26 protein-coding genes and 2 tRNA genes are annotated in these 25,387 nt (G+C 71.3%); 20 read left to right on the top strand and 8 right to left on the bottom strand.

Features of this window, described 5'->3' with window-relative positions; genetic code table 11:
* Nucleotides 1-71 precede the first annotated feature (71 nt).
* Both VF289_RS12440 and VF289_RS12445 read left to right on the top strand, forming a co-directional pair.
* Entirely contained in the window at nucleotides 72-329 is a 258-nt protein-coding gene (locus VF289_RS12440; protein ID WP_330884210.1) for a hypothetical protein, read from the top strand.
* A gap of 135 nt (nucleotides 330-464) precedes the next feature.
* The gene (locus tag VF289_RS12445) at nucleotides 465-1,436 is read left to right on the top strand and encodes a trypsin-like serine peptidase (protein WP_330884211.1); all 972 of its coding nucleotides are present in this window, start codon (nucleotides 465-467) and stop codon (nucleotides 1,434-1,436) included.
* Between the two features lie 50 nt (nucleotides 1,437-1,486).
* On the opposite strand, the gene VF289_RS12450 is transcribed toward VF289_RS12445, so the two are convergent.
* Nucleotides 1,487-2,443, bottom strand: coding sequence for a 3-methyladenine DNA glycosylase (locus tag VF289_RS12450; RefSeq protein WP_330884212.1), 957 nt, complete (start codon nucleotides 2,441-2,443; stop codon nucleotides 1,487-1,489).
* A 155-nt stretch (nucleotides 2,444-2,598) separates the two neighbouring features.
* Nucleotides 2,599-3,672: an LLM class flavin-dependent oxidoreductase gene (locus VF289_RS12455; protein WP_330884213.1), complete on the bottom strand. Its 1,074-nt coding sequence runs from the start codon at nucleotides 3,670-3,672 to the stop codon at nucleotides 2,599-2,601.
* Nucleotides 3,673-3,942: 270 nt separating this feature from the next.
* Here VF289_RS12455 and VF289_RS12460 point away from each other — a divergent pair, with 270 nt between their 5' ends.
* Complete coding sequence (locus tag VF289_RS12460) at nucleotides 3,943-4,266, top strand: DUF4333 domain-containing protein (RefSeq protein WP_330884214.1); 324 nt, start codon at nucleotides 3,943-3,945, stop codon at nucleotides 4,264-4,266.
* A 63-nt stretch (nucleotides 4,267-4,329) separates the two neighbouring features.
* Here VF289_RS12460 and VF289_RS12465 read toward each other — a convergent pair whose 3' ends face one another.
* Nucleotides 4,330-4,854, bottom strand: coding sequence for a PH domain-containing protein (locus VF289_RS12465; RefSeq protein ID WP_330884215.1), 525 nt, complete (start codon nucleotides 4,852-4,854; stop codon nucleotides 4,330-4,332).
* A gap of 157 nt (nucleotides 4,855-5,011) precedes the next feature.
* Here VF289_RS12465 and VF289_RS12470 point away from each other — a divergent pair, with 157 nt between their 5' ends.
* Nucleotides 5,012-6,061 (top strand): hypothetical protein, encoded by a 1,050-nt coding sequence (locus tag VF289_RS12470; RefSeq protein WP_330884216.1) that lies wholly within the window; start codon nucleotides 5,012-5,014, stop codon nucleotides 6,059-6,061.
* A gap of 4 nt (nucleotides 6,062-6,065) precedes the next feature.
* Here VF289_RS12470 and VF289_RS12475 read toward each other — a convergent pair whose 3' ends face one another.
* A complete protein-coding gene (locus VF289_RS12475; protein ID WP_330884217.1) occupies nucleotides 6,066-6,941 on the bottom strand; it encodes a hypothetical protein in 876 nt (291 codons plus the stop codon).
* A 122-nt stretch (nucleotides 6,942-7,063) separates the two neighbouring features.
* Here VF289_RS12475 and VF289_RS12480 point away from each other — a divergent pair, with 122 nt between their 5' ends.
* The 5 genes from VF289_RS12480 to VF289_RS12500 all read left to right on the top strand — a co-directional run bounded on the left by VF289_RS12480 (nucleotide 7,064) and on the right by VF289_RS12500 (nucleotide 10,680).
* Entirely contained in the window at nucleotides 7,064-7,840 is a 777-nt protein-coding gene (locus tag VF289_RS12480) for a fumarylacetoacetate hydrolase family protein (protein ID WP_330884218.1), read from the top strand.
* A gap of 47 nt (nucleotides 7,841-7,887) precedes the next feature.
* Nucleotides 7,888-9,417: a glutamate--tRNA ligase gene (gene gltX / locus VF289_RS12485; RefSeq protein ID WP_330884219.1), complete on the top strand. Its 1,530-nt coding sequence runs from the start codon at nucleotides 7,888-7,890 to the stop codon at nucleotides 9,415-9,417.
* A 182-nt stretch (nucleotides 9,418-9,599) separates the two neighbouring features.
* Nucleotides 9,600-9,671: transfer RNA gene (locus VF289_RS12490), tRNA-Gln, on the top strand.
* Between the two features lie 35 nt (nucleotides 9,672-9,706).
* Nucleotides 9,707-9,779: transfer RNA gene (locus VF289_RS12495), tRNA-Glu, on the top strand.
* Nucleotides 9,780-9,861: 82 nt separating this feature from the next.
* On the top strand, nucleotides 9,862-10,680 hold the full coding sequence (locus VF289_RS12500) for a universal stress protein (protein WP_330884220.1): 819 nt from the start codon (nucleotides 9,862-9,864) through the stop codon (nucleotides 10,678-10,680).
* A gap of 33 nt (nucleotides 10,681-10,713) precedes the next feature.
* Here VF289_RS12500 and VF289_RS12505 read toward each other — a convergent pair whose 3' ends face one another.
* On the bottom strand, nucleotides 10,714-11,448 hold the full coding sequence (locus VF289_RS12505; RefSeq protein WP_330884221.1) for an IclR family transcriptional regulator: 735 nt from the start codon (nucleotides 11,446-11,448) through the stop codon (nucleotides 10,714-10,716).
* Nucleotides 11,449-11,589: 141 nt separating this feature from the next.
* Here VF289_RS12505 and leuC point away from each other — a divergent pair, with 141 nt between their 5' ends.
* The 7 genes from leuC (at nucleotide 11,590) to VF289_RS12540 (ending at nucleotide 18,643) form a co-directional block, all read left to right on the top strand.
* A complete protein-coding gene (gene leuC, locus VF289_RS12510; protein WP_330884222.1) occupies nucleotides 11,590-13,029 on the top strand; it encodes a 3-isopropylmalate dehydratase large subunit in 1,440 nt (479 codons plus the stop codon).
* Between the two features lie 32 nt (nucleotides 13,030-13,061).
* Nucleotides 13,062-13,676: a 3-isopropylmalate dehydratase small subunit gene (gene leuD / locus VF289_RS12515; RefSeq protein ID WP_330884223.1), complete on the top strand. Its 615-nt coding sequence runs from the start codon at nucleotides 13,062-13,064 to the stop codon at nucleotides 13,674-13,676.
* A 115-nt stretch (nucleotides 13,677-13,791) separates the two neighbouring features.
* Nucleotides 13,792-15,114: a UDP-N-acetylglucosamine 1-carboxyvinyltransferase gene (murA, locus tag VF289_RS12520; protein WP_330884224.1), complete on the top strand. Its 1,323-nt coding sequence runs from the start codon at nucleotides 13,792-13,794 to the stop codon at nucleotides 15,112-15,114.
* Nucleotides 15,111-15,641: a hypothetical protein gene (locus tag VF289_RS12525; RefSeq protein WP_330884225.1), complete on the top strand. Its 531-nt coding sequence runs from the start codon at nucleotides 15,111-15,113 to the stop codon at nucleotides 15,639-15,641. The genes murA and VF289_RS12525 overlap by 4 nt, the downstream gene beginning before the upstream one ends.
* On the top strand, nucleotides 15,638-16,444 hold the full coding sequence (locus VF289_RS12530; RefSeq protein WP_330884226.1) for a lysophospholipid acyltransferase family protein: 807 nt from the start codon (nucleotides 15,638-15,640) through the stop codon (nucleotides 16,442-16,444). The genes VF289_RS12525 and VF289_RS12530 overlap by 4 nt, the downstream gene beginning before the upstream one ends.
* 65 nt (nucleotides 16,445-16,509) lie before the next feature.
* On the top strand, nucleotides 16,510-17,514 hold the full coding sequence (locus VF289_RS12535) for an NAD(P)H-dependent glycerol-3-phosphate dehydrogenase (protein ID WP_330884396.1): 1,005 nt from the start codon (nucleotides 16,510-16,512) through the stop codon (nucleotides 17,512-17,514).
* A 13-nt stretch (nucleotides 17,515-17,527) separates the two neighbouring features.
* On the top strand, nucleotides 17,528-18,643 hold the full coding sequence (locus VF289_RS12540) for a D-alanine--D-alanine ligase family protein (protein WP_330884227.1): 1,116 nt from the start codon (nucleotides 17,528-17,530) through the stop codon (nucleotides 18,641-18,643).
* 17 nt (nucleotides 18,644-18,660) lie between these two features.
* On the opposite strand, the gene VF289_RS12545 is transcribed toward VF289_RS12540, so the two are convergent.
* The gene (locus tag VF289_RS12545; protein ID WP_330884228.1) at nucleotides 18,661-19,158 is read right to left on the bottom strand and encodes a DUF3515 family protein; all 498 of its coding nucleotides are present in this window, start codon (nucleotides 19,156-19,158) and stop codon (nucleotides 18,661-18,663) included.
* Between the two features lie 39 nt (nucleotides 19,159-19,197).
* Here VF289_RS12545 and thiL point away from each other — a divergent pair, with 39 nt between their 5' ends.
* From thiL to VF289_RS12560, 3 genes are all read left to right on the top strand, one after another.
* Entirely contained in the window at nucleotides 19,198-20,256 is a 1,059-nt protein-coding gene (gene thiL / locus VF289_RS12550; protein ID WP_330884229.1) for a thiamine-phosphate kinase, read from the top strand.
* 91 nt (nucleotides 20,257-20,347) lie between these two features.
* On the top strand, nucleotides 20,348-21,424 hold the full coding sequence (locus VF289_RS12555; RefSeq protein WP_330884230.1) for an NAD(P)-dependent alcohol dehydrogenase: 1,077 nt from the start codon (nucleotides 20,348-20,350) through the stop codon (nucleotides 21,422-21,424).
* Nucleotides 21,425-21,434: 10 nt separating this feature from the next.
* Nucleotides 21,435-22,418 carry a GNAT family N-acetyltransferase gene (locus VF289_RS12560; RefSeq protein WP_330884231.1) on the top strand — a complete coding sequence of 328 codons (984 nt, stop codon included), beginning with the start codon at nucleotides 21,435-21,437 and terminating at the stop codon, nucleotides 22,416-22,418.
* A gap of 3 nt (nucleotides 22,419-22,421) precedes the next feature.
* On the opposite strand, the gene VF289_RS12565 is transcribed toward VF289_RS12560, so the two are convergent.
* Both VF289_RS12565 and rpmB read right to left on the bottom strand, forming a co-directional pair.
* A complete protein-coding gene (locus tag VF289_RS12565; RefSeq protein WP_330884232.1) occupies nucleotides 22,422-22,592 on the bottom strand; it encodes a hypothetical protein in 171 nt (56 codons plus the stop codon).
* 108 nt (nucleotides 22,593-22,700) lie between these two features.
* Entirely contained in the window at nucleotides 22,701-22,898 is a 198-nt protein-coding gene (gene rpmB / locus VF289_RS12570; protein ID WP_087485416.1) for a 50S ribosomal protein L28, read from the bottom strand.
* A 274-nt stretch (nucleotides 22,899-23,172) separates the two neighbouring features.
* Here rpmB and VF289_RS12575 point away from each other — a divergent pair, with 274 nt between their 5' ends.
* Nucleotides 23,173-25,386: an ATP-dependent DNA helicase RecG gene (locus tag VF289_RS12575; protein ID WP_330884233.1), complete on the top strand. Its 2,214-nt coding sequence runs from the start codon at nucleotides 23,173-23,175 to the stop codon at nucleotides 25,384-25,386.
* The last annotated feature ends 1 nt before the right edge of the window (nucleotide 25,387 follow it).

Here is a 25,387-nt window from a genome sequence, read left to right on the forward strand (position 1 = left end):
CAGTCTGCCAGGCAGGTCCGACGGGGCCCCGCTCGCGCCCGCTACTGTCGACATACGACGGAAGGACCACCATGCCCGCACGACGTTCCCAGGATCTCTCGCTCACTCCGGCCGAGCGCGCCGGGGAGGGGGCGCTCGAGCATTGGGACGAGGAGCGGCGGCGCCGCGCCGATCCCGTCCCGCTCGAGCGACCGTTACCGAATCGTGACCATCGCCCCGAGGGCCTGCCGCCGGACGATGTCGGCGCAGAGGATGGTGCGCCGCAGACCTGCATCGACGACCAGCGAGCTGACGGCGCGGCCCGAGGGGAGTCATCTACTGATCAGTAGCTTCGAGGGTGAGCATCGAATCGGGCGATCGGTGCGTTCCGGAATCATCGGACTCCGTGGCGGGGATCACATGGCATAGCGTGCCGCCACGGCGTGACCGCGCCGTCCCTACCCCCGCAGAAAGGCATCGCCCCGATGCGCACAGCACTCCTCGCACGCTGCACCCGAACCCTGGGGGGCGTCTCCCTCGCCGCCGTCCTCACCCTGGGCGGTGCGGGCCTCGCCACCGCCGACGGGCCCGGCGACACCGAGCGCGCCACCGTCTCCTCCTCCTCGCAGGACGGCGCCCACGACTACTGGACCTCGGAACGGATGCAGCAGGCCCGCCCCGCCGCCGAGCTCGCCCCCTCCGGCGAGGAGGTGAGCGCCGACGTCGAGGTCGGCACCCCGACGACGATCCCGGGGCAGAAGGCGGCACAGCCCGCGCAGAAGGGCGCGTCCGAGGGCAAGAGCAAGCCCGAGCAGAACGCGGCCGCCGCGCAGGACACCGTCGGCAAGGTCTTCTTCACCCAGGGAGGGCAGGACTACGTCTGCTCCGGCAATGCGGTCGCCTCCGGCAACGGATCCACCGTCGCCACCGCCGGTCACTGCGTGAACGACGCCGGCACCTGGGCCACCAACTGGGTGTTCGTCCCCGGCTACGACCACGGCACGGCGCCGTACGGCACCTGGGCGGCGACCGATCTGGTCTCCACGGACCAGTGGGTGCAGCAGGAGGACATCAGCTATGACGTCGCCTTCGCGACAGTCGTCCCGGAGAGCGGCGCAGGCACTCTGGAGTCGGTGGTCGGCACCACCGGCATCGCCTTCAACCAGGCGCGCGGCCAGCACTACACGGCCTACGGCTACCCGGCCGCCTCACCCTTCGACGGCGAGTCCCTCGAGTCCTGCACCGGCACGGCCTTCGACGACACCTTCGGCGGGACCATGTCCCAGGGCATCGACTGCGACATGACCGGAGGCTCCTCGGGCGGCCCCTGGTTCCTCGATGACGGAGCGCAGAACTCCGTGAACAGCTTCGGCTACACCACCCAGAGCAACGTCATGTACGGCCCCTACTTCGGTGAGGACGCGCAGGACGCCTACGCGGAGGCCGCCGCACTCTGAGCACCTGTCTCCCGTGCGGACGGGCCGGCATCCCTCGGGGTGCCGGCCCGTCATGCGGTGCACGCCACGGAGCCCAGCCCTCGTACGGCGGCCAGCACCCGCTCCCGCAGGGCGTCGGCTCCAACGGCGAGCGCCCGCTGTCGGCGCACGTACTCCGCCTTGCCCGCCGCCGTCTCGATCGCCACCACGCCGTAGCCGAGCGGTCGCACGTCATAGGGACTCGCCTCCATGTCGAGCACCCGCGTCTCGCGCGCATGCTCGAAGCAGTCCAGCACCAAGGAGGAGGGCACGAGCGGCGTGAGCTTCATGGCCCATTTGTACAGATCCATGCCCACGTGCAGGCAGGCCGGATTGTCGTTCTCGACCTGGGTCGCGCGGGTGGGGGCGAGCGCATTGCGCGGCGCGGCCGACGGCGTGAAGAAGCGGAAGGCGTCGAGGTGGGAGCACACCAGGTTCTCCCTCTCCACCACGGCGTCGGTCTCGGCGGGGGAGAGCCGCAGAGGGAGGTCCTCATGGCGCTGTTCGCCGTCCGGCACCCGATGCACCATCGCCCATTCGTGCAGGCCGAAGCAGCCGAACTCGGGCCGCCGTCGCGCGAGCGAGGAGGCGGAGAGCAGTCGCGTCATGAAGTCCAGTGCATCAGAGCGCTCGGTGACGTAGCGCTCGACGTCCGCGCGGCGCAGCCTGACCGGTCCGGGGGAGTCGACATACCAGGAGCGGCGGCTCGCCTCGTCGACGTCCGCGATCAGGCTCGCACCGTCCTCGTCGACGTCGGCGGCGGCGTCGTAGGCGACCTCCCAGCCCGGGTGCCAGCGGCGCAGTCGGGCGGCGGAGAACGGGTAATAGGTGAACAGGAAGTCCTCGACGGCGTGCTTCTCGCCCCGAGCTCTGCGCGCCCGGTGGGCGGCGGTGAGGGCGTCGGCGCGTGCCTCGTGCGCGCGGCGCGCCGCAGCGGCCTCGGGGGCGGTGAGCACGCGTGCCGGAGCGACCAGGTGCGGCGTGCTCACGGTGACCTCCTGGTGCTCGGGGCGGATGACGGCGTCCTGTGACGACCGCGCCATCCTACGAGCCCCACCGCTCCTCCCCAGAGGAGGCCGGGCCGCCTCGGCGATCGATGCTGCCGGCAGAGCAGGAGAGGTGAGCCCCGGAGGAGGGCGCGCGCTCAGTCTCCGTCGACGGCGGAGGCCTCTTCGACCTGTTCGGACAGCAGCTCCCGCACCCGAGGGATGACCACTGTGCCGTACAGCCGGATCGACTCCATCAGCTGCTCATGCGGCATCGGGCCGCTCGCGTACTTGAGATCGAAGCGGTTCACGCCCAGCGCGCTGATCGTCCCGGCGATCTTGCGTGCCACCGTCTCGGGCGAGCCCGCGTACAGCGCGCCGTGCTGCATCTCCCCGTCGAACTCGGCGATCCCGGAGGGGCCCCACCCGCGCTCGCGACCGATCTCGTTGCGGTTGTGGATCCAGTGCGGTGCCAGCTGCTCTCGAGCCGTCGCGTCGTCGACTGCGATATGGCCGGGGGAGTGGACGCCGACGGGGAGGCGCGCATTGCCGAGCTTCTCGTTCGCCTCGTGGAACAGCTGCACGTACGGGGCGAAGCGCTGTGCCGGTCCGCCGATGATCGCGAGCATCAGCGGCAGCCCGTGCCGGGCTGCTCGCACCACGGAGTTCGGGCTGCCGCCCACCGCGACCCAGGTGGGCAGCGTGCTCTCGAGCGGGGGGTAGAGCGACTGCTCCTTCAGCGGAGGTCGCGTGGCGCCGGTCCAGGTGATCGGCTCCCCGGTGATCGCCGCCGCGAGCAGATCGAGCTTCTCCTCGAAGAGAGTCTCGTAGTCCTGCATCGCGAACCCGAACAGCGGGAACGACTCGGTGAAGGAGCCGCGCCCCACGGTCAGCTCGGCCCGGCCGGAGGAGAGCGCATCCAGTGTCGAGAAGCGCTCGACCACTCGCAGCGGGTCATCGGAGCTCAGCACGATCACCGCTGTGCCCAGCGTGATCCGCTCGGTGCGCGAGGCGAGGGCCGCCAGCACCACGTCGGGCGCGCTGACGGCGAAGTCGGGCCGGTGGTGCTCCCCGAGGGAGAAGTGGTCGATGCCCACCTGGTCCGCGAGCTCTCCCTGCGCCACGATGTCGCGCAGCACGTGCGAGGCGGGGACCGGGGTGCCCTCGGTGTCGACCGTGACGTCACCGAAGGTGTCCAGGCCGAAGGTGATGGACTGCGGATCGATGGTCATCGGCGGTGCGCTCCAGAGGTCCCGAGAAGTGATTGACGGTTCAAGCATACGGTGGTGGTGCGGTGCTGTCCAGGGCAGCACTGTCCAGCACGGCGCCGGCCAGCACGGCACTGTCCCGCGCGGCGACCAGGTGGCCGCTGTGGCCGACCGTCCTATGGGGAGCTCTCCCCATCGACGTCCCCGCCCGCGTCGACCAGGATGGGGAGGGTCAGCAGGTCTCCGGTGCGCATCGGCGCGTCACGGTGGCCGCACCCCGATCAGGAGGACCTCATGTCGAACCGTCACCGCACCTTCGCCCGTCCGCTCGTCCTGGGCGCTGCCGCGGCCTTCGCGCTCGCCGGCTGCGGCATGCTCGGCGGCGGGTCCATTCCTGCAGAGGACGTCGAGACCCAGGTCACCGAGCAGCTCACCGAGCTCGTCGGCCAGGAGCCCGAGGACGTCTCCTGCCCCGATGATCTCCCCGCCGAGGAGGGTGCCGAGATGACCTGCGTGCTGAGCGCCGGCGGCGAGACCATCGACGTCATGGTCACGGTCACCTCCGTCGACGGCAGCGACGTCAACTTCGACATCCAGGTGGCCGACGAGGTCAACTGACCCCGCAGATCTTCACCGGCCCCGTGATCCCGCCCTCGAGCGCGCGGCGCGGGGCCGTGGGGCTCAGAGAGCGCCGTGCAGCCAGCGGCGGTGGGTGTCGATCGCGGCGCGCGCCGGTCGTGCAGGCTGCAGCAGGTCGTGACCGTGATCGGAGATCGGCTCCCCGCGGTACAGGGCGAAGCGCGATCCCGTCAGCGCGCTCGTGATCCGGCGTCCGTCCTTGGCGACGATCACGACGGCACCGCGATTCGTCAGCGAGCGGTCGATCTCGACCACGGCCACCTCGGACCAGCCGAGGCGACGGGTCGAGAGGGGGCCGCGCACCTGCAGACCCTGGGTCGTCACCCGGAAGGAGGGACGCAGCAGAAGGGCGATCCCTCCGGCGAGGACGAGCAGCATCACGAGCGCGACCGCGGCGAGCAGGAGGTGCGGTCGCTCCGGGACCAGCAGAGCCAGGAGCATCCCGCCCAGCAGCGTCACCGTGAGCACTGCCAGCACCAGACCGAGCAGGAGCCGGTAGAGGAGCGAGGCGCCGGCGCGGTAGACGAGCTGCTCCCCGCCCCCTCGCCCCGCTGCGGGTGTGCTCACGACTGTGCTCCTCGCCTCGGTGGATGACGGCGGCCATCGTACCGGCGCGGGGATGGGGAGTTCTCCCCGTGGCGGCCGAGGTTCTCACCTGCCTAGGATCGCCACGACGAGGCACGGCAGCGCCCACGGGCGCGAGGAGGGGAGGGGTGGGGTGGGGATGGCATTTCTCGGAGCGGACACGCAGCAGCTGCGTGAGCACGGCACCAGGACCAAGGAGGGCGGTCGCCGACTCGAGGAGCTGATCCAGGGACTCGACGGGGCGGTGCGGTCCGTCCAGTGGGTGGGCCCCGATGCGGAGGCTTTCCTCCAGCGCTGGGACACGGAGGTGCGCACGAGCAGCACCGAGGCTTGTGCGCAGCTGGAGCGGCGCGCCGCCCTCCTCGAGGAGGACGCGGACGAGCAGGACACCTGCAGTGAGGACGGGTCGGGCGGCAGCCGTGACGGAGGCGGGGGCGGCCGGGACGGGTCGCCGTGGGACGTCGTCACCGACTGGCTGGAGAACTACGAGGCGAAGGAGAGCGACGGCTTCTTCGGGGATCTGCTGGGGGGACCTGAGGCGGGCTACTGGGGGAACCTCGGATGGAGCGGCGTCTCGATCGCGGGTGACGTCGCCGGGCTGGTCCCGGAGCCGACGGGCGTCGCCGCCGGCATCGGTCTCGCGATCGATGCGATGTCCGCCGGCATCGGACTCTACGACGCCGCCCAGTCCTTCCAGGACGGTGACCCCTTCGGCACCTTCGACGGACTCGTGACCGCCGGGGTCAACCTCCTCGACATCCCGGCCGGGGTGCTCTCCATGGTCCCCTACCCGCCGGTGAAGGTGGTCGGAGAGGGGCTGGGGCTCGCCACCGGGACGATTGACATGGCGTGGTCCGCGCTCACCGCCCAGGCGCAGATCTCGGCGATCGCCGGCGGGCCCGGCGAGGGATCCGCGAGCCGGTTCCTGCTGGAGATGCCCGGATGGGCGATCGAGCAGGCGACTGGCAACTCGACCCTCTCCGACGCCACCGACACGGTGACCGGCGTCATGGAGGACGGCTTCGGGTGGGGGTCCGAGACCCTCCGGGACGCCGTCCCGATCATCGATCCGATCATCGACATGCCTCAGCACGCCGTGGAGAACGTGATCCCCTCGCGAGCGCAGGACTGGATCGAGGGCACGGCGACGGACGCGAACGAATGGATCCGTGACCGGATGCCGTGGTGACGCCTCACCCTGCGGAACGACCCCCGGAGAGGATCTCTTCGAGCAGCTCGTCCCGCTCCGGAGCGTTCAGCGGGGTCGCCTCGAGCGCAGCCCCGTCGAGCGCGGTGCCGTCGGGCGCGGTGCCGGTCTCGTCCCCGTCCGCGGCCCGCAGCACGACCGGCCCCTCGGGGGACCGCGCGATCCACAGGGTCTCGCTCGCCCCGGCGGCCTGATCGACGAGGTCCAGCCGCGTCACCGTGGTCCGATCGGCGATGTCGAGCGCGACGCTGACCTGGTGCCAGGTGCCCGAGACGAGGCTGCGCTCCTCGCCCTGATCAGCGCCCCCCGAGTCGTCGGTGTCCTCGTCGTCCTCGAGGAGGCTGTGCAGAGCGCGCAGCGCTGAGCTCAGGTCCTGGATCAGGAAGTGGTGCAGCCCCTCCCCGGAGACCTGCTCCTGCAGGATCGTGCCGTCGGAGTCCACATGGAATGCCACCGAGAGCCCCTGCGGATCGCTCTCGCGGCGCAGTGCGAGACGTCGGCGAGCAGCCGCCCGGCGGGAGATGATGCCGGTCACGACCAGTCCGGCGCGCACGGCCGAGCCGTCGCCGATACGGTCGCGGCTCTCGATCGCCGCGAGTGCCTCCTCGGGAGCGGTGAGGCCGCGGGCGCGCAGCGACCGGGCTCCGGCGAGCACGGCCTCCTCGAAGCCGTAGCCCGGCACCCGCTCCCGGAGCCCGTCGAGCCAAGGGAGCCGGTTCACCGGCCGATCCGGCCCGGTGAGCGCGAGCAGCTCCTCGTCGGTGAGGGTCGTCAGCAGTCGGGGCGTCGGGCCCAGGTCGCCGGCGAGCGCCCCCGCGGCCAGCAGCGACCGTTCCTGCTCGGAGATCTGATAGGTCGTCATGCACGTCCTCCCCTGGCATGTGGCGCCTGACATGTGACGCTCCCGGAATCGTAGCGGGAGGCCGCGGCGGGGCAGGTCCTCCCCGCCGGTGCGCCGGCGGGCGACCACCTAGACTGGCGCCCATGCGCATCGCTCGATTCACCACCGGTGACGACCCCATGTACGGCATCGTCCAGGAGAAGGACGGCCAGGACATGGTCTACGGGCTCACCGGCGACCCCCTGTACACGGAGATCCGACCTACCGGCACCATCGTCCCCCTGGAGGACGTGCGCCTGCTCGCCCCGGTCATCCCGCGCTCGAAGGTGGTGTGCGTCGGCAAGAACTACGCCGCGCACGCCGCCGAGATGGGTGGCGAGGTGCCGGAGCAGGCGCTGTTCTTCCTCAAGCCCAACACCGCCGTGGTCGGTCCCGGCGACCCCGTCGTGATGCCCTCCTACTCCGAGGAGGTCAGCCTCGAGGCGGAGCTCGCCGTGGTCATCAAGCGGATGGCCAAGGACCTCACCCCGGAGCAGGTCGCGGACCACGTGCTCGGGTACACCTGTGCCAACGACCTCACCGCGCGGGACGCCCAGCGGGCGGAGAACCAGTGGTTCCGCGCCAAGGCCTTCGACACCTCCTGCCCCGTCGGCCCCTGGATCGAGACCGACCTCGACCCGTCCGCACTGCAGATCTCCAGCACTGTCGACGGGGAGATCGCCCAGCAGGGCACCACCGCGGACATGGTCCGCTCCGTCGCCGACCTGATCGCCGAGATCTCCTCCGTCGTCACCCTGCTGCCCGGCGACCTGGTGCTCACCGGGACCCCCGCCGGAGTGCGCACCGTCCCCGCAGGCTCCACCGTCGACATCACCATCGAGGGCATCGGCACCCTGTCGAACCCGATCGTGCGCCGCTGAGTCCGGCGCCGACGCCCCACCATCCAGACCCTCCAGGAGTCCCCCGCGTGACCATCGCCCCCGCAACACCCGCAGCCTCGACCGCCCCCGCTGACGAGGTCCGGGTCCGCTTCTGCCCCAGCCCCACCGGCACTCCGCACGTCGGCATGGTGCGCACCGCCCTGTTCAACTGGGCGCACGCCCGCCATCACGGCGGCAGGCTGATCTTCCGCATCGAGGACACCGACGCCGCGCGGGACAGCGAGGAGTCCTACCACCAGCTGCTCGAGGCGATGCGATGGCTCGGCATCGACTGGGACGAGGGCGTCGAGGTGGGGGGCCCCGACGGTCCCTACCGCCAGTCCCAGCGCGGTGAGATCTACCAGGACGTGATCGAGAAGCTGAGGGCCTCGGGCCACATCTACGAGTCCTTCTCCACCGCCGAGGAGATCGTCCAGCGGCACGAGGCCGCCGGTCGAGACCCGCAGCTCGGGTACGACGGCTACGACCGCGACCTCACCGATGAGCAGAAAGCCGCCTTCCGGGCAGAGGGTCGCGAGCCCACCTGGCGGATGCGCATGCCCGAGGAGGACCTCACCTTCACCGACCTGGTGCGCGGCGAGATCACCTTCAAGGCCGGCTCCACCCCGGACTTCGTGGTCGTGCGGGCCAACGGGAAGCCGCTCTACACGCTGGTGAACCCGATCGATGATGCGCTCATGCGGATCACCCACGTGCTGCGCGGCGAGGACATCCTCTCCTCCACCCCGCGCCAGATCGCGCTCTACCGGGCGCTGATCGAGGTCGGTGTCGCCGAGCGGGTCCCCGAGTTCGGCCACCTGCCGTACGTGATGGGGGAGGGCAGCAAGAAGCTCTCCAAGCGTGATCCTCAGGCGGACCTCTTCCTCTACCGCGAGCAGGGCTTCATCCCGGAGGGCATGGTCAATTACCTGGCCCTGCTCGGCTGGGGCTTCAGCGCCGACGAGGACATCTTCAGCCGCGCACAGCTGATCGAGCGCTTCGACGCCTCCGACGTGAACCCCAACCCCGCCCGCGTGGACCTGAAGAAGGCCACCGCGATCAACGCCGACCACATCCGGCGGCTCCCCGAGGCGGAGCTTGCCGAGCGTCTGCTCCCGTACCTGCAGTCCGGCGGTGTGCTCGGCGAGGAGATCACCGAGGAGCAGCGGGCGCTGGTCGCCGCCGCCACCCCGCTGGTCCAGACCCGCATGAACCTGCTCGGGGAGGCACCGGACCTGATGGGCTTCCTCTTCGTCGCGGACGAGGACCTGGTGGTCCAGGACGACGCGCTGAAGAAGCTCGGCGACGACCCCGTCGCCGTGCTCGACCGGGCGATCACCGAGATCGGTGCCGTCCCTGAGGCCGCCTTCGCCGCACCCGCGCTCGAGGAGGCCCTCCGCGCGGCGATCATCGAGGAGATGGGCATCAAGCCTCGTCTGGCCTTCGGGCCGCTGCGCAGCGCGATCTCGGGCCGACGCATCTCGCCGCCGCTGTTCGAATCGATGGAGCTGCTGGGGAAGGCCTCGAGCCTGACCCGCCTGCGCTCCCTGCGGGACCGGCTCGCCGTGCAGGGCTGAGCCGTCCGAGCGCTGTGGGGTGAGGTGCTCAGCCTCACAGCGCTCAGGGGCCCTCTCGCTTTGTGCTCGCCGCGAGAACCCGCTAGAGTCTTACCTCGGTACGGCACGCAGAACAGCTCGGAAAGTCCACGGAAACCACCGGGGAACGGAACGGGAAATTCTACGGAAAGTACTTCTCACCATGGGGTATGGTGTAATTGGCAACACAGCGGTTTCTGGTACCGTCGTTCTAGGTTCGAGTCCTGGTACCCCAGCGCTTCACCACCTCCTCGGAGGTTGTGCAGTCCGCGCCCCGTTCGTCTAGCGGCCTAGGACGTCGCCCTCTCACGGCGGTAACACCGGTTCAAATCCGGTACGGGGTACACGCAGGAGCCGGCACCTACGGGTGCCGGCTCCTTCTGCATTTCCTGGTCAGGTCCTCGTGCCGCGGAGTATCGTCGTGACATGGAGCACAGCACCGGTCCCCGCATCACGGTCGGCGTGTTCGACGCCGACGAATCCGATCAGGCGGTCCGCTGGGCCGCTCGCCACGCCGCCGCCGTCGGCGGCAGCCTCCACCTCGTCCACGCCTTCGTCTGGACCGAGCTGGACGTCAACATCGAGCCGATCTCCGGCATGGCGGGATCGGGCTTCCGCAGCGCCGCCCACACCCTCATCGAGGATGCGGCGGCGATAGTCCGCGAATGCCGGGTCGACATCCCCGTGACCTCGGAGGTCGCCGATGGCAATGCCGTCCCTGTCCTGGTCGGAGCCAGCCGCGAGGCGGATCTGCTGGTCCTCGGCGGTCGCGGGATGGGGCGGCTGATGACCCTGATCGTCGGCTCCAAGAGCCTGGCGCTCGCGGCCCGCGCGCACTGCCCGGTGGTGGTGGTGCGGGGCAAGGTGGACGGACAGGGCCCCATCGGACTCGTGCACCATGAGCTGGCCAGCGAGGTGGTCACTCGGGCGGCGGATCTCGCAGAGGCCTATGGACGGGACATCCACCTGGTCGTGCGGCCCGAGACCACGCCGGGGGAGGCGCAGGAGATCCTCGACGGGGTCGCGCAGCGGGTCGCACTGACCCACCCCTCGGTGTTCGTGCGCGATGTGACGATCGCCGTGTCGGACAACCCCAAGCAGCTGGTCCGGGCGAGCGAGGACGCCTGCCTGATGGTGGTCGCAGGGGAGCGGTCCCCGGGGGCGGGAGGCAAGGTCGCCGCCCCGCGTCAGCTGGTCAACGTGCTGCGCTTCGCCAATACACCGGTCTGGATCGAACGGGACTGACGCCCTCCGCGATCCGGCGGCTCTCGCGGTGCGTCAGGCGCCCGCGCGCCGCAGGAGCTCGGTGAGATGGTTCGCCGAGCTCATCACGGAGGCGGCGTGCAGGCGCCCGGGCTGGCGGGTGATGCGCTCGATCGGCCCGGAGATGCTCAGCGCCGCGACCACGCGCCCGTTGGGCCCGCGCACGGGCGCGGAGACCGAGCCCACGCCGGGCTCGCGCTCCCCGATGGACTGAGCCCAGCCGCGCCGCCGCACCGCCGAGAGCTGGGTGGCGGTGAACCGGGCGCCGAGCAGACCGCGGTGCAGGCGATCCGGCTCCTCCCAGGCCAGCAGGATCTGCGCGGCGGAGCCCGCACGCATGGTCAGCGCCGCGCCCAGCGGCACGGAGTCGCGCAGGCCGATCGGCCGCTCGGCGGCGGCGACGCAGATGCGGTGATCGCCCTGGCGGCGGTAGAGCTGGGCCGACTCGCCGGTGTGGTCCCGCAGCGCGGCGAGCACCGGGCCGGCCGAGGCCAGCAGGCGATCCTCGCCGGCCGCTGCGGCCAGCTCGCCCAGGCGCGGGCCGAGGATGAAGCGCCCCTGCATGTCCCGAGCGACGAGATGGTGGAACTCCAGCGCCACCGCGAGGCGGTGCGCCGTGGGGCGGGCGAGGCCGGTCGACTGCACGAGCTGGGCGAGCGTCGCCGGGCCTGCTTCCAGGGCGCCGAGCACGATCGCCGCCTTGTCCAGCACGCCGACGCCGCTGCCGTTCTCCTCCGAGGTCTTGTCCATGGTCCGATACTGCCGTCTTATTTGGTGAGACGCAAGTGCGCCGCATCGTGGACCCACCGACCATGGACCCAGCGTTCGCACCCCGGACGCTGCTCAGCATTCAGGAACGCGCCCCCACGACGGGCGCAGGGAAGGATCGACATGGCGGGGACCCTCGCAGAGAAGGTCTGGGCGGATCACGTGGTCCGTCGCGGTGAGAACGGCGAGCCGGACCTGCTGTACATCGATCTCCAGCTGCTGCACGAGGTGACGAGCCCGCAGGCCTTCGACGGCCTGCGCCAGGAGGGTCGCACGCCCCGTCGCATCGATCAGACGATCGCGACGGAGGACCACAACACCCCCACGATCGACATCGACAAGCCGATCGCGGACATCACCTCGCGCACCCAGATCGACACCCTGCGCCGCAACGCCGAGGAGTTCGGCGTGCGCATCCACTCGCTCGGCGACAAGGAGCAGGGCATCGTGCACGTCGTCGGCCCGCAGCTGGGGCTCACGATGCCGGGCATCACCGTGGTGTGCGGAGACTCCCACACCTCGACCCACGGAGCCTTCGGCGCCCTCGCCTTCGGCATCGGCACCAGCGAGGTCGAGCACGTGCTGGCCACCCAGACGCTGCCCCTGAACCCCTTCAAGACCATGGCGATCACCGTCACCGGCTCCCTGAAGCCGGGCGTCACCGCGAAGGACATCATCCTCGCCGTGATCGCGAAGATCGGCACCGGCGGCGGTGCGGGCTACGTGCTCGAGTACCGCGGCGAATCCATCCGCTCCCTCTCCATGGAGGGACGCATGACGATCTGCAACATGTCCATCGAGGCCGGCGCCCGGGCAGGCATGATCGCCCCGGACGAGACCACCTTCGAGTACGTCCAGGGCCGTCCCCACGCCCCGCAGGGCGAGGACTGGGACGAGGCCGTCGAGTACTGGAAGACCCTGCGCACCGAGGATGACGCCGTCTTCGACGCCGAGGTCTTCATCGACGCCGACCAGCTCGAGCCGTTCGTCACCTGGGGCACCAACCCCGGCCAGGGGCTCCCGCTGTCCGCCGAGGTCCCCGCCCCGGAGGACTTCGTGGACGAGAGCGACCGCTTCGCGGCCGAGCGGGCGCTGGAGTACATGGACCTGGTCCCGGGCACTCCGCTCAAGGACATCAAGGTCGACACCGTCTTCATGGGCTCGTGCACCAACGGCCGGATCGAGGACCTGCGTGCCTTCGCCTCGGTGCTGGAGGGTCGCAGCAAGCATCCCGACGTGCGCGTGCTGGTCGTGCCCGGCTCCGCGCGGGTGCGCCTGCAGGCCGAGCAGGAAGGCCTGGATCAGGTGTTCCTCGCCTTCGGCGCGGAGTGGCGACAGGCCGGCTGCTCGATGTGCCTGGGCATGAACCCGGACCAGCTGGCCCCGGGCGAGCGTGCCGCCTCCACCTCCAACCGCAACTTCGAGGGCCGCCAGGGCAAGGGCGGACGCACCCACCTGGTCTCGCCCGTGGTGGCGGCCGCCACCGCCGTGCGCGGCACCCTGTCCTCCCCGTCGGACCTCGGAGCGGACGCCGCCCCGTCCGATCTCCAGCCCGTCGCCTGACCCGCCGTACCAGGAGCACCAGGAGCACCGCCATGGAAGCCTTCACCACCCACACCGGCATCGGCGTCCCGCTGCGCCGCAGCAACGTCGACACCGACCAGATCATCCCCGCCGTCTATCTCAAGCGCGTCACCAAGACCGGCTTCGACGACGGCCTGTTCAACGCCTGGCGCACCAACGATCCCGACTTCGTGCTGAACCGGCCCGCCTACACGAAGGGGTCGGTCCTGGTGGCCGGTCCCGACTTCGGCACCGGATCCTCCCGCGAGCACGCCGTCTGGGCCCTGCGCGACTACGGCTTCAAGGCGGTGCTCTCCACCCGCTTCGCGGAGATCTTCCGCGGCAACGCGGGCAAGCAGGGACTGGTCGCCGGGATCCTCTCGCAGGACGACCTCGAGCAGCTGTGGAAGATCCTCGAGGAGAACCCGGGCACCGAGGTGACCGTCGACCTCGAGAACCGCCAGGCGCACGCCGGGGATGCGACGTTCCGCTTCGAGGTCGACGACTACACGCGCTGGCGCCTGATGGAGGGCCTGGACGACATCGGCCTGACTCTGCGCCATGAGCAGGACATCACCGACTTCGAGGCGAAGCGACCCTCCTGGATGCCGAAGACGCTCCCGGCCCGCACCGCCGACACCGCCTGAGCTGACACCGCCTGAGCCGACGCCGCCCGGCCCGGTCGTCGTGGAGGTCGCTCCGGTATGGTGACCCGGTCAGATGCGGGCGTCCAGCACGCCCCACCTTCGAGGTGAGGACACCATGAGCTCGACTTTCCACGTGCGCGGAGGCCGCCCGCTCGACGGTGAGATCACCGTCCGCGGTGCCAAGAACCTGGTCTCGAAGGCGATGGTCGCGGCACTGCTGGGGGAGAGCGCGAGCGTGCTGCGCTCGGTGCCCGACATCAGTGACGTGCGGATCGTCTCGAACCTGCTCTCGATCCATGGCGTCAAGGTCGAGCACGATGTCGCCGGCGGCACGCTGGAGCTGGACCCGTCGAACGTCGAGAGCGCGCACGTCGTGGACATCGACGCGCACGCCGGCAGCTCCCGCATCCCGATCCTGTTCTGCGGGCCGCTGCTGCACCGGCTGGGCGAGGCGATCATCCCCGACCTCGGCGGCTGCCGGATCGGCGACCGCCCCATCAACTACCACCTCGATGTGCTGCGCAGCTTCGGCGCCGTGGTCGACAAGCGCGAGATGGGCATCTACATCACCGCGCCGAACGGCCTCAAGGGCACCAAGATCCACCTCGAGTACCCGAGCGTGGGCGCGACCGAGCAGGTGCTGCTCACCGCGGTCCGCGCCCAGGGCATCACCGAGCTCACCAATGCGGCGGTCGAGCCGGAGATCGAGGACCTCATCGCGGTGCTGCAGAAGATGGGCGCCCTCATCTCCCTGCAGACCGACCGCACGATCACCATCGAGGGCGTCGACCGCCTCGAGGGCTACCAGCACACCGCTCTCGCGGACCGGATCGAGGCCGGATCGTGGGCCTGCGCGGCACTGGTCACCCAGGGCGACGTCTTCGTGCGCGGCGCCCAGCAGAAGCCGATGGCGACCTTCCTGAACGTCTTCCGACGGGTGGGCGGCGGAATCGACATCCGCGAGGACGGGATCCGCTTCTACCATCCCGGCACGCCGCTGAAGGCGATCGCCCTGGAGACGGACGTCCACCCCGGGTTCATGACCGATTGGCAGCAGCCGCTCGTCGTCGCCCTCACCCAGGCCGACGGCATCTCGATCCTCCACGAGACGGTCTACGAGAACCGGCTCGGCTTCACCTCGGCGCTCAACGACATGGGCGCCCGCATCCAGGTCTACCGCGAGTGCCTGGGCGGCTCGAGCTGCCGCTTCGGGCGCAGCAACTACAACCATTCCGCGGTGGTCTCCGGTCCGCACGCCCTGCACGCGGCGGACATCACCGTCCCGGACCTCCGCGGAGGCTTCTCCTACCTGATCGCCGCGCTCGGCGCCGACGGCGACTCCACCATCCGCGGCATCGACCTCATCGACCGCGGGTACGAGTCCTTCCGCGAGAAGCTCTCCGCCCTCGGCGCCGTGTACTGGGAGGAGGGCCGATGACCGCGACCTCGCTGGCTCTGCGCGACATCCCGATCCCTGACTACTGCGATGTGGTGATCGTGCCGACCGGTGGCCTCGAGGAGACGGATCCCCGGGTGTGGGCGCAGGCGATCTTCGCCCACGAGAACACGCCGCTGACCTCCCGGGGCCTGCGCGCCCTGCGCGACGAGGCGGTGCGGCTGTTCGACATGGTGCCGCCGCCGGAGAAGGAGTTCGTGGCGGACGAGGTGGTCGGCTCCGAGGCGCTGATCATCGACGACGACGAGAAGCTCACGGTGCGCATCGGGGTGGCGCTGCTGCCGGGCGGTGACCTTCTGCAGGTCACCACCGCGGTGAAGTACCGCTCGGTGCGCGGCCGTCTCGCATGGGCCCCGCGCCGCCTCATGCACGCCGCGGCGGTCAACACCCTGGCGCGTCGAGCACCCACCACCCTGCGCCGCCGCGCTCTGGCCGGCGACCCGCGTGCGGCCTCGCTCACCGGGCAGGTCTCGCGCAAGGCGCTGGGCCGGGGCTCCTCGCCCTCGTGATCACCCGCCTGCTGCGCAGCTGGGACGTGGGCTCCGCGCGGGTTCCGGCGCGTCGGGCCGGAGCGGTCATCGGCCTCGCCCAGATCCCGCTGCGTCCGCTGATGGCACTGCTGTCCCGTCCCCGCTGGCAGGGCACGGAGCACCTGGCGACGCCCGGCGCGATGATCGGCTGCGGCAACCATCTCAGCGCCTTCGACCCCTTCGGCTATGGCCACCTCCTCCAGGCAGGTGGCATCGCCCCGCGATTCCTCGCCAAGGAGGGCCTGTTCCGGATCCCGGTGCTCGGCGCCCTGCTGCGCGGTGCGCGCCAGATCCCGGTGAGGCGCGGGACCTCCCGCAGCACCGATGCACTGGCCGATGCGCGGGCCGCGCTGGAGCGTGGTGAGCTGATCATGATCTTCCCCGAGGGGACCTACACGCGCGATCCCGACCTGTGGCCGATGCAGTCCCGCCTGGGCGCCGCCCGGCTCGCCCTGGAGACCGGCGCACCGCTGCTGCCGATCGCGACCTGGGGCGGGCGCGCACTGTGGCCCGTCGGCTCGCCGCTCCCGCGGCCGCGTCCCGGCCGGCACGTGCAGATGCTGGTGGGGGAGCCGTACACCGTCTCACGGCAGGTGGGCGAGACCACCCACCAGGCCGCGCTGCGGATCACCGAGGAGCTGATGGCCCGCATCGCCGAGCAGCTCGGGCAGCTGCGCGGGCAGTCGCCGCCGGCCCTCCTGCACGACGGCCGACGGGACGCCCACCGGCCCGAGGTGGGCCGGCCCCAGCGGGGATATCGAGCATTCAGGCAGGACTCATGAGCACCGGGCACACCAGAACTGGGGGGACGAGCGCTGCGGACCCGAGCGCTGCGGACCCGAGCGCGATGGACCCGGGCGCCCGGCCGCGACTGGCCGTGCTGGGTGCCGGCAGCTGGGGCACCACCTTCGCGCGTGTCCTCGCCGACGGCGGCTCCGAGGTGGCGCTCTGGGCCCGCCGTGAGGAGATCGCCCGCGAGATCCGCGAGGAGCATCGCAACAGCGCCTACCTGCCCGGCCACGCCCTGCCGGAGGCGATTGACGGCACCTCCCGCCTCGAGGAGGCGCTCGAGGGTGCCGACGGAGTGATCCTCGCGATTCCCGCCCAGTCGCTGCGCGACACCCTGCGGGCCTGGCCGGCCCTTCCCGACGTCCCCGTGCTCTCGCTCGTGAAAGGGATCGAGCGGGGCACCGACGCCCGCATCAGCGAGGTGATCGCCGCGGCCGGAGGAGTCGATCCCGGACGCATCGGCGTGCTCTCGGGTCCGAACCTCTCTGCAGAGATCGCCGAGCGCCGTCCCTGCGCGAGCGTCGTCGCAGCTCCCGCGCAGGAGCTGGCCGAGGAGCTGGCGGGCTGGTGCGAGGCGCCCTACCTGCGGGCCTACACCTCCACCGATGTGGTCGGCGTGGAGATCGCCGGCGCCGTGAAGAACGTCATCGCCATCGCGGTGGGGGCTGCGACCGGCCTCGGGCACGGCCACAACACCACCGCCTCGCTCATCACGCGGGGACTGGCGGAGATCGCCCGTCTGGGGGTCGCCCTCGGCGGCCGCCCGGAGACCTTCGCGGGCCTCGCCGGATTGGGGGATCTGGTCGCGACCTGCGCCTCTCCGCTCAGCCGCAACCACCGCCTGGGCCTCGCTCTCGGACGCGGCCTGGATGTCGAGGCCGCCGCCGCGGAGGTGGGACAGACCGCCGAGGGCGTCGCCACCGCCCGCGCCGTCGCGGATCTCGCCGAGCGACGGGGTGTGGACATGCCGATCACCCGCGCCGTCGTGGCCGTCGTGGACCACGGTGCTCGGATCGACGAGGTCACCGCGGCCCTGCTGTCACGCTCCACCCGTCCGGAATGAATATCCTCAGGGCATGAGAACCACCGTCGCCCTCCTGTTCGGCGGCCGCAGCGGCGAGCACGGCATCTCGTGCGTCACCGCGGGCGGCATCCTCGCCGCGATCGATCGCGAGCGCTTCGACGTGATCGCCCTCGGCATCTCCCGCGAGGGCCGCTGGGTCCACGTCTCCGCCGACCCCAGCGACTGGACCATGGTCGACGGCCGGGCGCCCGAGGTCGATCCTGCCGGGGACGAGGTGCTGCTGCCGGGCGTGTGCCATCTCCCCGGGCGACCGATCACCCTGCGTACCGTCCGCGACGGCATCGTCCGCGATCTCGCCGACATCGACGTGGTGTGGCCCCTGCTGCACGGCGCCTACGGTGAGGACGGCACCGTCCAGGGCATGCTCGAGATGCTCGACATCCCCTACGTGGGCAGCGGCGTGCTCGCCTCGGCCACCGCGATGGACAAGGCCGCCACCAAGCTCGCGCTGCGCGCCGCCGGCCTCGAGTGCGCTCCAGGCATCGTCGTGCACGAAGACCGCTGGGCGGCCGACTCCCACCGCGTGGCCACCCACCTGCGCAACAACCACCCGCTGCCCTGGTTCGTCAAGCCCGCCCGGGCCGGCTCGAGCCTCGGAGTGACCCGGGTCAGCGATCCGGCCCAGCTCGAGGTCGCGATGAAGAGCGCCTTCGCCGAGGATCCCAAGGTCCTGGTGGAGGAGGGTCTGAGCGCCCGTGAGGTCGAGTGCGGCGTGCTGCAGGGCCGGGACGGCGCAGAGCCCAGCACCACGCTTCCCGGCGAGGTGAAGGTCGGTGCGGACCTCGAGTTCTACGACTACGAGGCGAAGTACTTCGGCAAGGGCACCGTCAGCATCGACGTTCCGGCCGCACTGCCCGACGCCGTGCTCGAGGAGGCCCGCGAGACCGCCGTCCGCGCCTTCACCGCGCTCGGCCTCGAGGGCCTCGCCCGGGTCGACATGTTCGTCACGTCGGACCATCGGGTGCTGATCAACGAGGTCAACACGATGCCGGGCTTCACCCCGTACTCCATGTTCCCCGTGCTCTGGGAGAACATGGGGCTGAGCTACGCGGACCTCATCGGGGAGCTGATCGAGCGCGCCCGGTCCCGTCGCCTCGGCGCCCGGTGAGCGGCGCGGGTCGCGCACTAGGCGGCGGGCTCGTCGCCCGGGCCGATGCAGCGATCCGTGGCCTCGATGTTCCGGGTGATCACCTGGGAGAGATCCAGCGCCGCGCCCGAGGGCTGATCGGGGGCCGCTGATCGGGGAACCGACACGTCGATCGCGGGCTCGCGACCGTAGGTGGTGTAGAGGAACACCTCGCCCTCGAGCTCGCGCACGATCCAGTCGACCTCGATGTCGTCGCCGTCGGTGAGGGTCGTGCACAGATCGGTGGTCGGGCCGGGCGGGGTCACCCCGCAGCGCATCACGATGGTGTCCTCCCCGCTGCCCCAGGCGGCGGTGCCCTGGCTCGAGGTCTCCACCTTCTTCATGCCCAGCACTTCGGGAGGCGCCGAGAGCACGATGTCCGCGCAGGTCGGGTCCGTGGCCTCCGGGCCGGGCGGCACCTGCACCGTGCCGCAGGAGGCGAGGCCCAGCGCCATCAGCGCGGCGGCGGGCAGGGCGAGCAGACGGGAGCGGAGCACGTGACGAGCCTAGCGGGCATGGTCGGGCAGACTGTGCACATGCCAGGCGACCTTCCCCACGACGACATCTCGCGCGCGATCCCCGAGGAGGCCGCCGCACCCCGGGACGAATCCGCGCTCCTGGCGCGCATGCTGCCTCACCTGCGTCACGGCACAGAGGTCGAGGTGGGCCCCGGCGACGATGCGGCCGTGCTCACCCTTCCCTCGCCTCGTGTGGTGGTCACCACCGACACCCTCGTCGAGGGCCACGACTTCCTGCCCCACGCCACGACCCCGCGCTGGATCGGTCGCAAGGCCGCCGTCCAGAACCTGGCCGACGTCGCCGCGATGGGCGCCCGGCCCCATGCACTGGTGGTCGCGATCTCCGCCCCCGCTGACACTCCGGCGACCGTCTTCGAGGAGCTCACGATCGGCCTCACGGCGCGGGCCGAGGCGGACGGCGCGAGCATCGTCGGCGGCGACCTGGGCCGTGCGGAGCAGCTCACCATCACGGTCACGGCGATGGGCTCCCTGCCCGTGGGCCAGCAGCCGGTGCGTCGCTCCGGCGCCCGGGCGGGGGACGTCCTCGCGATCGGCAGCCCGCGCCTCGGCCGGTCCGCCGCCGGGCTCGCCCTGGTGCTGGGGGAGCGGGCCCTGGTACGGACCGGGGCCGACGGCCGGCCCACGATCATGCTCCGCACCGTCCAGGACAGCTCGGCCGCGGAGCTGCTGCAGTGGCACGATGCCCCGGAGCCGGACCTCTCGCTCGGCTGGACCGTCGGCCGCTGCGCGCACGCCATGATGGATCTCTCCGACGGGCTGGTCCGTGACGGGAGTCGGCTCGCTGCCGCCTCCCAGGTGACCCTCGAGCTCGACCGCGAGGCGCTCGCCCCGGACGTCGAGATGCTGGCGGGCCTCGCAGCCGAGCTGGGGGAGGACCCGTGCGCCTGGGTCCTCCACGGCGGCGAGGAGCACGCGATGCTCGCCGCCTTCGGCCCGGGAGAGGTCCCGGAGGGCTTCCGGACGATCGGCGAGGTGCGCCCGGTGGGCCCCGGCGGCCCCTGCGTGCTCCTCGGCGGCGAGGCGATCGACGGTGCGGGCTTCGATCACTTCGGCTGACCACGTCGGCTGAGCGCGGCACACCGGCGCAGCGCTAGGCTGACGGGCGGCGCTGGTCGCGCCACCCCCACGAACGTCCGGAGGACTCCCCATGCCGATCACCGTCAAGGCCCTGCAGAAGACTGGTCCCGACCAGCCGTTCCGCGTCACCGCGATCGAGCGCCGGGACCCGCGCGCCGATGACGTGGTCATCGACATCAAGGCTGCCGGCATCTGCCACAGCGACATCCACACCATCCGCAACGAGTGGGGCGAGGCCAGCTTCCCGCTGACCGTCGGCCATGAGATCGCGGGCACCGTCGCCGCCGTCGGCGCGGACGTCGCCGACTGGAAGGTCGGGGACCGCGTGGGCGTGGGCTGCATGGTGAACTCCTGCGGGCAGTGCGAGGAGTGCCGTGCCGATCAGGAGCAGAACTGCCTCGAGGGCAACGTCGGCACCTACAACGCGAAGGACGTCGACGGCACCGTCACCCAGGGCGGCTATGCCGAGAAGGTCGTGGTCAACGAACGCTTCGTGCTCCGCATCCCCGCGGAGATCGAATTCGACGCCGCGGCACCGCTGCTGTGCGCAGGCATCACCACCTACGCACCGTTGCGCCGCTGGGGCGCCGGTGAGCAGGTCGACGGCCGTGCCAAGCGCGTCGCCGTGCTGGGCCTCGGCGGGCTCGGACACATGGGCGTGCAGCTCGCGGCCGCCATGGGCGCCGAGGTCACCGTGCTCTCCCGCTCCCTGAAGAAGGAGCAGGACGCCCTCGCTCTCGGAGCGCAGCGTGTCCTCGCCACCACCGAGGAGAACTTCTTCCGCGAGCACCGCGGCGAGTTCGATCTGATCCTGAACACGATCAGCGCCGATATCCCCGTGGATCGATACCTGAGCCTGCTCACGCCCCGTGGCGTGATGACGGTCGTCGGCCTGCCGCCGGCGAAGCAGCCCGTGGGGTTCGGTTCCCTGATCGGCGGCAGCAAGGTGCTCGCCGGCTCCAACATCGGCGGCATCGCCGAGACCCAGGAGATGCTCGACTTCTGCGCCGAGCACGGCCTTGCCGCGAAGATCGAGGTGGTCGGCGTCGAGGAGGCCGACGCAGCCTACGAGCGAGTGGTCGCCGGTGACGTGCACTTCCGGGCCGTGATCGACACCGCGACCTTCGCGGACGCCGCGGCGGAGTGAGCGAGACGGGATGAGCGTGCCCTCCCGCCGGTTCCGCCCCACCACAGCGGCCGACGTCGACCGTGACGGCCACCGCTTCGAGTGGCTGAAGCCCGATGGCTGGCGGGAGGGGTTCCGCGCCCTGGCGCTCGAGATCGACGATCCCGGCACCGGTGCTCCGTGCGTGATCGGCGTGGGCCGGATCGGCCCGAACACGGCCCACCCGGGACGCGATCTGGTCGAGCTCGAGATCGACGTCGCGTATCGACGACGAGGCGACGGAACAGCCCTTCTTCGTGAACTCGGTAGATACAGCAATAATCCACTGTCAAGCAAGGTGGTCCCCGGCTCGGAGCGGGATGGCTTCCTGCGATCGCTCGGCGCGGTGACCTACCTCGAGGTCCCGCTGCTGCGCGTGGACGTGCAGGCGGATCGCACCGCCCGCTGGTGCGAGGCGGTCCGCAGTGCCCAGGACGGCATCGTCCGCACCGCACCGTGGACTGACCTCCCGCGCGCACAGCTCGTCGACGCCCTCACCGACCGCTATGCCTGGCAGCACGCCAGCTGGTCACCCACCGCCTCCCGCGAGGTGCTGCGTCCGGTGGTGGGGGAGGAGTTCTACGACGAGTCCGAGCTCGAGCACTCCTGGGCGGTGGTCCGCGATGGCGAGATCACCGCGCTGGCCGACCTCTACGGCACGGGCCGCACAGAGGAGCCGACGGATGCGGAGGAGCAGACGGGCGTGGACCGAGCACCCGTCGGGAGCCGCCGCGAAGGCGCCCTCGAGGCCGTCGACGCGGCGGCCCCGGACGCCCGCGCCGATGTCGCACTCTGCCTCGCCGCTCTGCTCGAGGACCTGCGATCGCTCGGCACGGCGAGCATGGACTTCGACAACCACCCCACCGACCCGCACGCGGCGCCGCTGCTGGCCACCCTGCGCCGCACTGAGGTGGATCCGGTGCACCTGGTCGAGATCCCGAACGGTCTCACCGCCGTGCTGCGCGACGTGCCCTGAGGATCAGCGCAGGCGCCGTACCGGCAGTGGTGCAGCTCGTATCCCGCCTCGCGGGCCCTGTGCGGTGCCGAGCTCGACGGCGAGGGCCATCATCGGCCCGAAGCCGAAGCGCAGCCGTCGGTGCGGTCGATAGCCGGCACTGGTGGCGAGGATCGTGGGCGCGGTCGCGGGCATCAGGAGCTCCTCGGGCGGTGATGGTCGGGGCGCTTGGATGCCCCCAGGATGCACGAGAGCCCCCACCCGATCGGGTGGGGGCTCTCGCGGAATGCTGTGCGGTCTCGCTCAGGCACCGAGCGTGCTGACCTTGCCTGCCTTGAGGCAGGAGGTGCACACGTTCACGCGCTTGCTGGTGCCGTTGATCACAGTGCGGACGGACTGGATGTTCGGGTTCCAGCGACGCGAGGTGCGGCGGTGCGAGTGAGACACGGCCTTGCCGAAGCTGGGGCTCTTGGCGCAGATGTCACACGTGGAAGCAGCCACTGTCGTCTCCTGGTACGTCGATGTTCTGATCGCGGTGCCCGCTCCACCCCCGCGCCGGTACGGCGGGGTCGGTGACCTGGGTGAGCACGGAGGTGCGAACCCCCGGCGGTCAGGGCAACCACGGAATCATAGCCCAGATGGCCGCCGGCCTGAAGGGGAGGGGTGGTCCGGGCGGCTGTGGATTCCGCCACAGCGTCCCAGGGCAGTGGCACGATAGGACCTCGCAGGTCGCACTCCACGGGGCCGCGACGACCGAGCACGAGGAGAATCCCGCATGGCCAGGAGGCAGGAGGCATCTCGCGGCTCGATGCCGCTGAAGGAGCTGCTGATCTCCAAGGAGTCGAAGGCGATGGCCTCCTTCGGCGTGCGGGACCTCGACACGATGATGCGCTTCGCCCCGCGCCGCTACGTGGTGCCCGCCCCGCTGCGCTCCCTGCGGGAGATCCGCCAGGGCGAGGAGGTCAGCGCCATCGTGGAGGTCACGTCGGTGCATGATCGGGCGATGCGCAGCCGCTACGGATTCCTCCTCGAGGTCTCCGTCACCGACGGCACCGAGTCGCTTCCGCTCACTTTCTTCCTCACCAAGCAGCACCAGGTCGATTGGCATCGCGGACGACTCCCCGTCGGCGCCCTGATCCTGGTGCGCGGCACCGTCGGCTACGACGACTTCCGCGAGGCGCTGCAGCTCACCCATCCCGCCTACGAACCGGTCGAGGACACCGACGAGGGCCGCGCCTGGGCGCAGCGCCCGCGCCCCGTCTACCCGCTAAAGCAGAACATCGCGCAGGGCACCATGCGCTCGGCCACGGAGAAGGGCCTCGAGTTCGCCGGCTCCCTCAGTCGCCCGGTGCCCGAAGAGGTCATCGCGCGCCGCGGCCTGCCCCCGCTCGAGGAGGCGGTGCGTCTCGTCCACGTCCCCCTCACCACCGAGGACACCCGGCGCGGCATGGCCCACCTCCGCTTCGAGGAGGCCTTCGTCCTGCAGTCCGTGTTCGCCCAGCGGCGCGCACAGGACGAGCGCACCCCGGCCCCCGTGCTCGCCGCCGAAGGCCCCCTGCAGGGACTGTTCGACGAGCGCCTGCCCTTCGACCTCACCGCGGGCCAGCGCGAGATCGGCGACGAGCTCGCAGCAAGGATCGCCCACGGCCACCCCACCAGCGCCCTGCTCCAGGGGGACGTCGGCTCCGGCAAGACCGTCGTCGCCCTGCGCGCCATGCTCCGCGCCGTGGACTCCGGCCACCAGGCCGCGCTGCTCGCCCCCACGGAGGTGCTCGCCGAGCAGCACCACCGCACGCTCACCACCCTCCTCGGCGAGCTCGCGCGCGCCGGCCAGCTCGACGCCCACCCCGAGGCCACCCGGGTGCGCCTGCTCACCGGCTCCCAGCGCACCTCCCACCGCCGCGAGACACTGCTCGACGTCACCTCTGGCCAGGCGGGCATCGTCGTCGGCACCCACGCCCTGCTCACCGAGAACGTCGAGTTCGCCTCCCTGGGCCTGGTCGTGATCGACGAGCAGCACCGCTTCGGCGTGGACCATCGCCGCCGCCTGCGCGCCAAGGGCCCCTCCGGGCAGAGCCCGCACGTCATCGTCATGACCGCCACCCCGATCCCGCGCACCGCGGCTCTCGCCACCGTCGGCGACCTCGACGTCCTGACACTGCGCGAGAGCCCCGGCCGGCGCGCCGGGGTCACCAGCTTCGTGGTCCACGAGAAGCTGCCCGCCTGGGAGCAGCGGATGTGGCAGCGTGCCGCGGAGGAGATCGCCGCGGGTCGGCAGGTGTTCGTGGTCTGCGCCCGCATCGACGAGGACGAGGCGGACGCCCCGGCACCGCCGCTCCTGGACGAGGACGGCACGGAGCAGCCGCCCGCCCTCGAGCCCGCCCGCGGCGTCCATCAGAGCGCCCTCCGGCTCGCCGAGCGGCCAGAGCTCGCCGGCGCCCGGATCGGGATCCTCCACGGCCGCCTCAGCGGCGAGGAGAAGCAGCAGGTCATGAAGCAGATGGTCGACGGCGAGATCGATCTCCTGGTCTCGACCACCGTCATCGAGGTGGGTGTCGACGTCCCCAACGCCTCCGTGATGATCGTCCTGGACGCCGAGCGCTTCGGCGTCTCCCAGCTGCATCAGCTGCGCGGCCGCGTGGGCCGCGCCGAGCATCCGGGCATCGCGTTCTTCGACACCAGCGCGATGGTGGGGCAGGAGCACTCCCAGCACCTGCAGCGCATCGCCGACGCCGCCGACGGCTTCGAGCTCGCCGAGCTGGACCTGCGCCGTCGCGGAGCGGGCGACCTGGTGGGGGAGGAGCAGTCCGGCCTCCAGCGCACCCTGAAGCACCTCGATGTCCTGCGCGATGCCCGGGCGATCGAGCAGGCTCGCGAGGACGCCTTCGCCGTCGTCGAGTCCGACCCCGAGCTGACCGCCCACCCCGCTCTCGCCCGCGCCATCGAGGACCGCCTGCGGGACGCCGACCCCGACGTGGAGAGGAGCTGAC

Origin of the sequence: Brachybacterium sp., assembly GCF_036379615.1 — a bacterium.
Classification (GTDB): domain Bacteria; phylum Actinomycetota; class Actinomycetes; order Actinomycetales; family Dermabacteraceae; genus Brachybacterium.

Bases quoted from the DNA above. Each gene is read 5' to 3' on its own strand.
- VF289_RS12540 (WP_330884227.1), top strand. From the start codon at position 17,528: ATGAGAACCACCGTCGCCCTCCTGTTCGGCGGCCGCAGCGGCGAGCAC.
- VF289_RS12565 (WP_330884232.1), bottom strand. From the start codon at position 22,592: ATGCCCGCGACCGCGCCCACGATCCTCGCCACCAGTGCCGGCTATCGA.
- VF289_RS12535 (WP_330884396.1), top strand. From the start codon at position 16,510: ATGGACCCGGGCGCCCGGCCGCGACTGGCCGTGCTGGGTGCCGGCAGC.
- leuD (WP_330884223.1), top strand. From the start codon at position 13,062: ATGGAAGCCTTCACCACCCACACCGGCATCGGCGTCCCGCTGCGCCGC.
- VF289_RS12560 (WP_330884231.1), top strand. From the start codon at position 21,435: ATGAGCGTGCCCTCCCGCCGGTTCCGCCCCACCACAGCGGCCGACGTC.
- VF289_RS12525 (WP_330884225.1), top strand. From the start codon at position 15,111: ATGACCGCGACCTCGCTGGCTCTGCGCGACATCCCGATCCCTGACTAC.
- leuC (WP_330884222.1), top strand. From the start codon at position 11,590: ATGGCGGGGACCCTCGCAGAGAAGGTCTGGGCGGATCACGTGGTCCGT.
- VF289_RS12500 (WP_330884220.1), top strand. From the start codon at position 9,862: ATGGAGCACAGCACCGGTCCCCGCATCACGGTCGGCGTGTTCGACGCC.
- VF289_RS12440 (WP_330884210.1), top strand. From the start codon at position 72: ATGCCCGCACGACGTTCCCAGGATCTCTCGCTCACTCCGGCCGAGCGC.
- VF289_RS12445 (WP_330884211.1), top strand. From the start codon at position 465: ATGCGCACAGCACTCCTCGCACGCTGCACCCGAACCCTGGGGGGCGTC.
- VF289_RS12475 (WP_330884217.1), bottom strand. From the start codon at position 6,941: ATGACGACCTATCAGATCTCCGAGCAGGAACGGTCGCTGCTGGCCGCG.
- VF289_RS12460 (WP_330884214.1), top strand. From the start codon at position 3,943: ATGTCGAACCGTCACCGCACCTTCGCCCGTCCGCTCGTCCTGGGCGCT.
- VF289_RS12470 (WP_330884216.1), top strand. From the start codon at position 5,012: ATGGCATTTCTCGGAGCGGACACGCAGCAGCTGCGTGAGCACGGCACC.
- VF289_RS12480 (WP_330884218.1), top strand. From the start codon at position 7,064: ATGCGCATCGCTCGATTCACCACCGGTGACGACCCCATGTACGGCATC.
- thiL (WP_330884229.1), top strand. From the start codon at position 19,198: ATGCCAGGCGACCTTCCCCACGACGACATCTCGCGCGCGATCCCCGAG.
- VF289_RS12455 (WP_330884213.1), bottom strand. From the start codon at position 3,672: ATGACCATCGATCCGCAGTCCATCACCTTCGGCCTGGACACCTTCGGT.
- VF289_RS12575 (WP_330884233.1), top strand. From the start codon at position 23,173: ATGGCCAGGAGGCAGGAGGCATCTCGCGGCTCGATGCCGCTGAAGGAG.
- murA (WP_330884224.1), top strand. From the start codon at position 13,792: ATGAGCTCGACTTTCCACGTGCGCGGAGGCCGCCCGCTCGACGGTGAG.
- VF289_RS12505 (WP_330884221.1), bottom strand. From the start codon at position 11,448: ATGGACAAGACCTCGGAGGAGAACGGCAGCGGCGTCGGCGTGCTGGAC.
- VF289_RS12555 (WP_330884230.1), top strand. From the start codon at position 20,348: ATGCCGATCACCGTCAAGGCCCTGCAGAAGACTGGTCCCGACCAGCCG.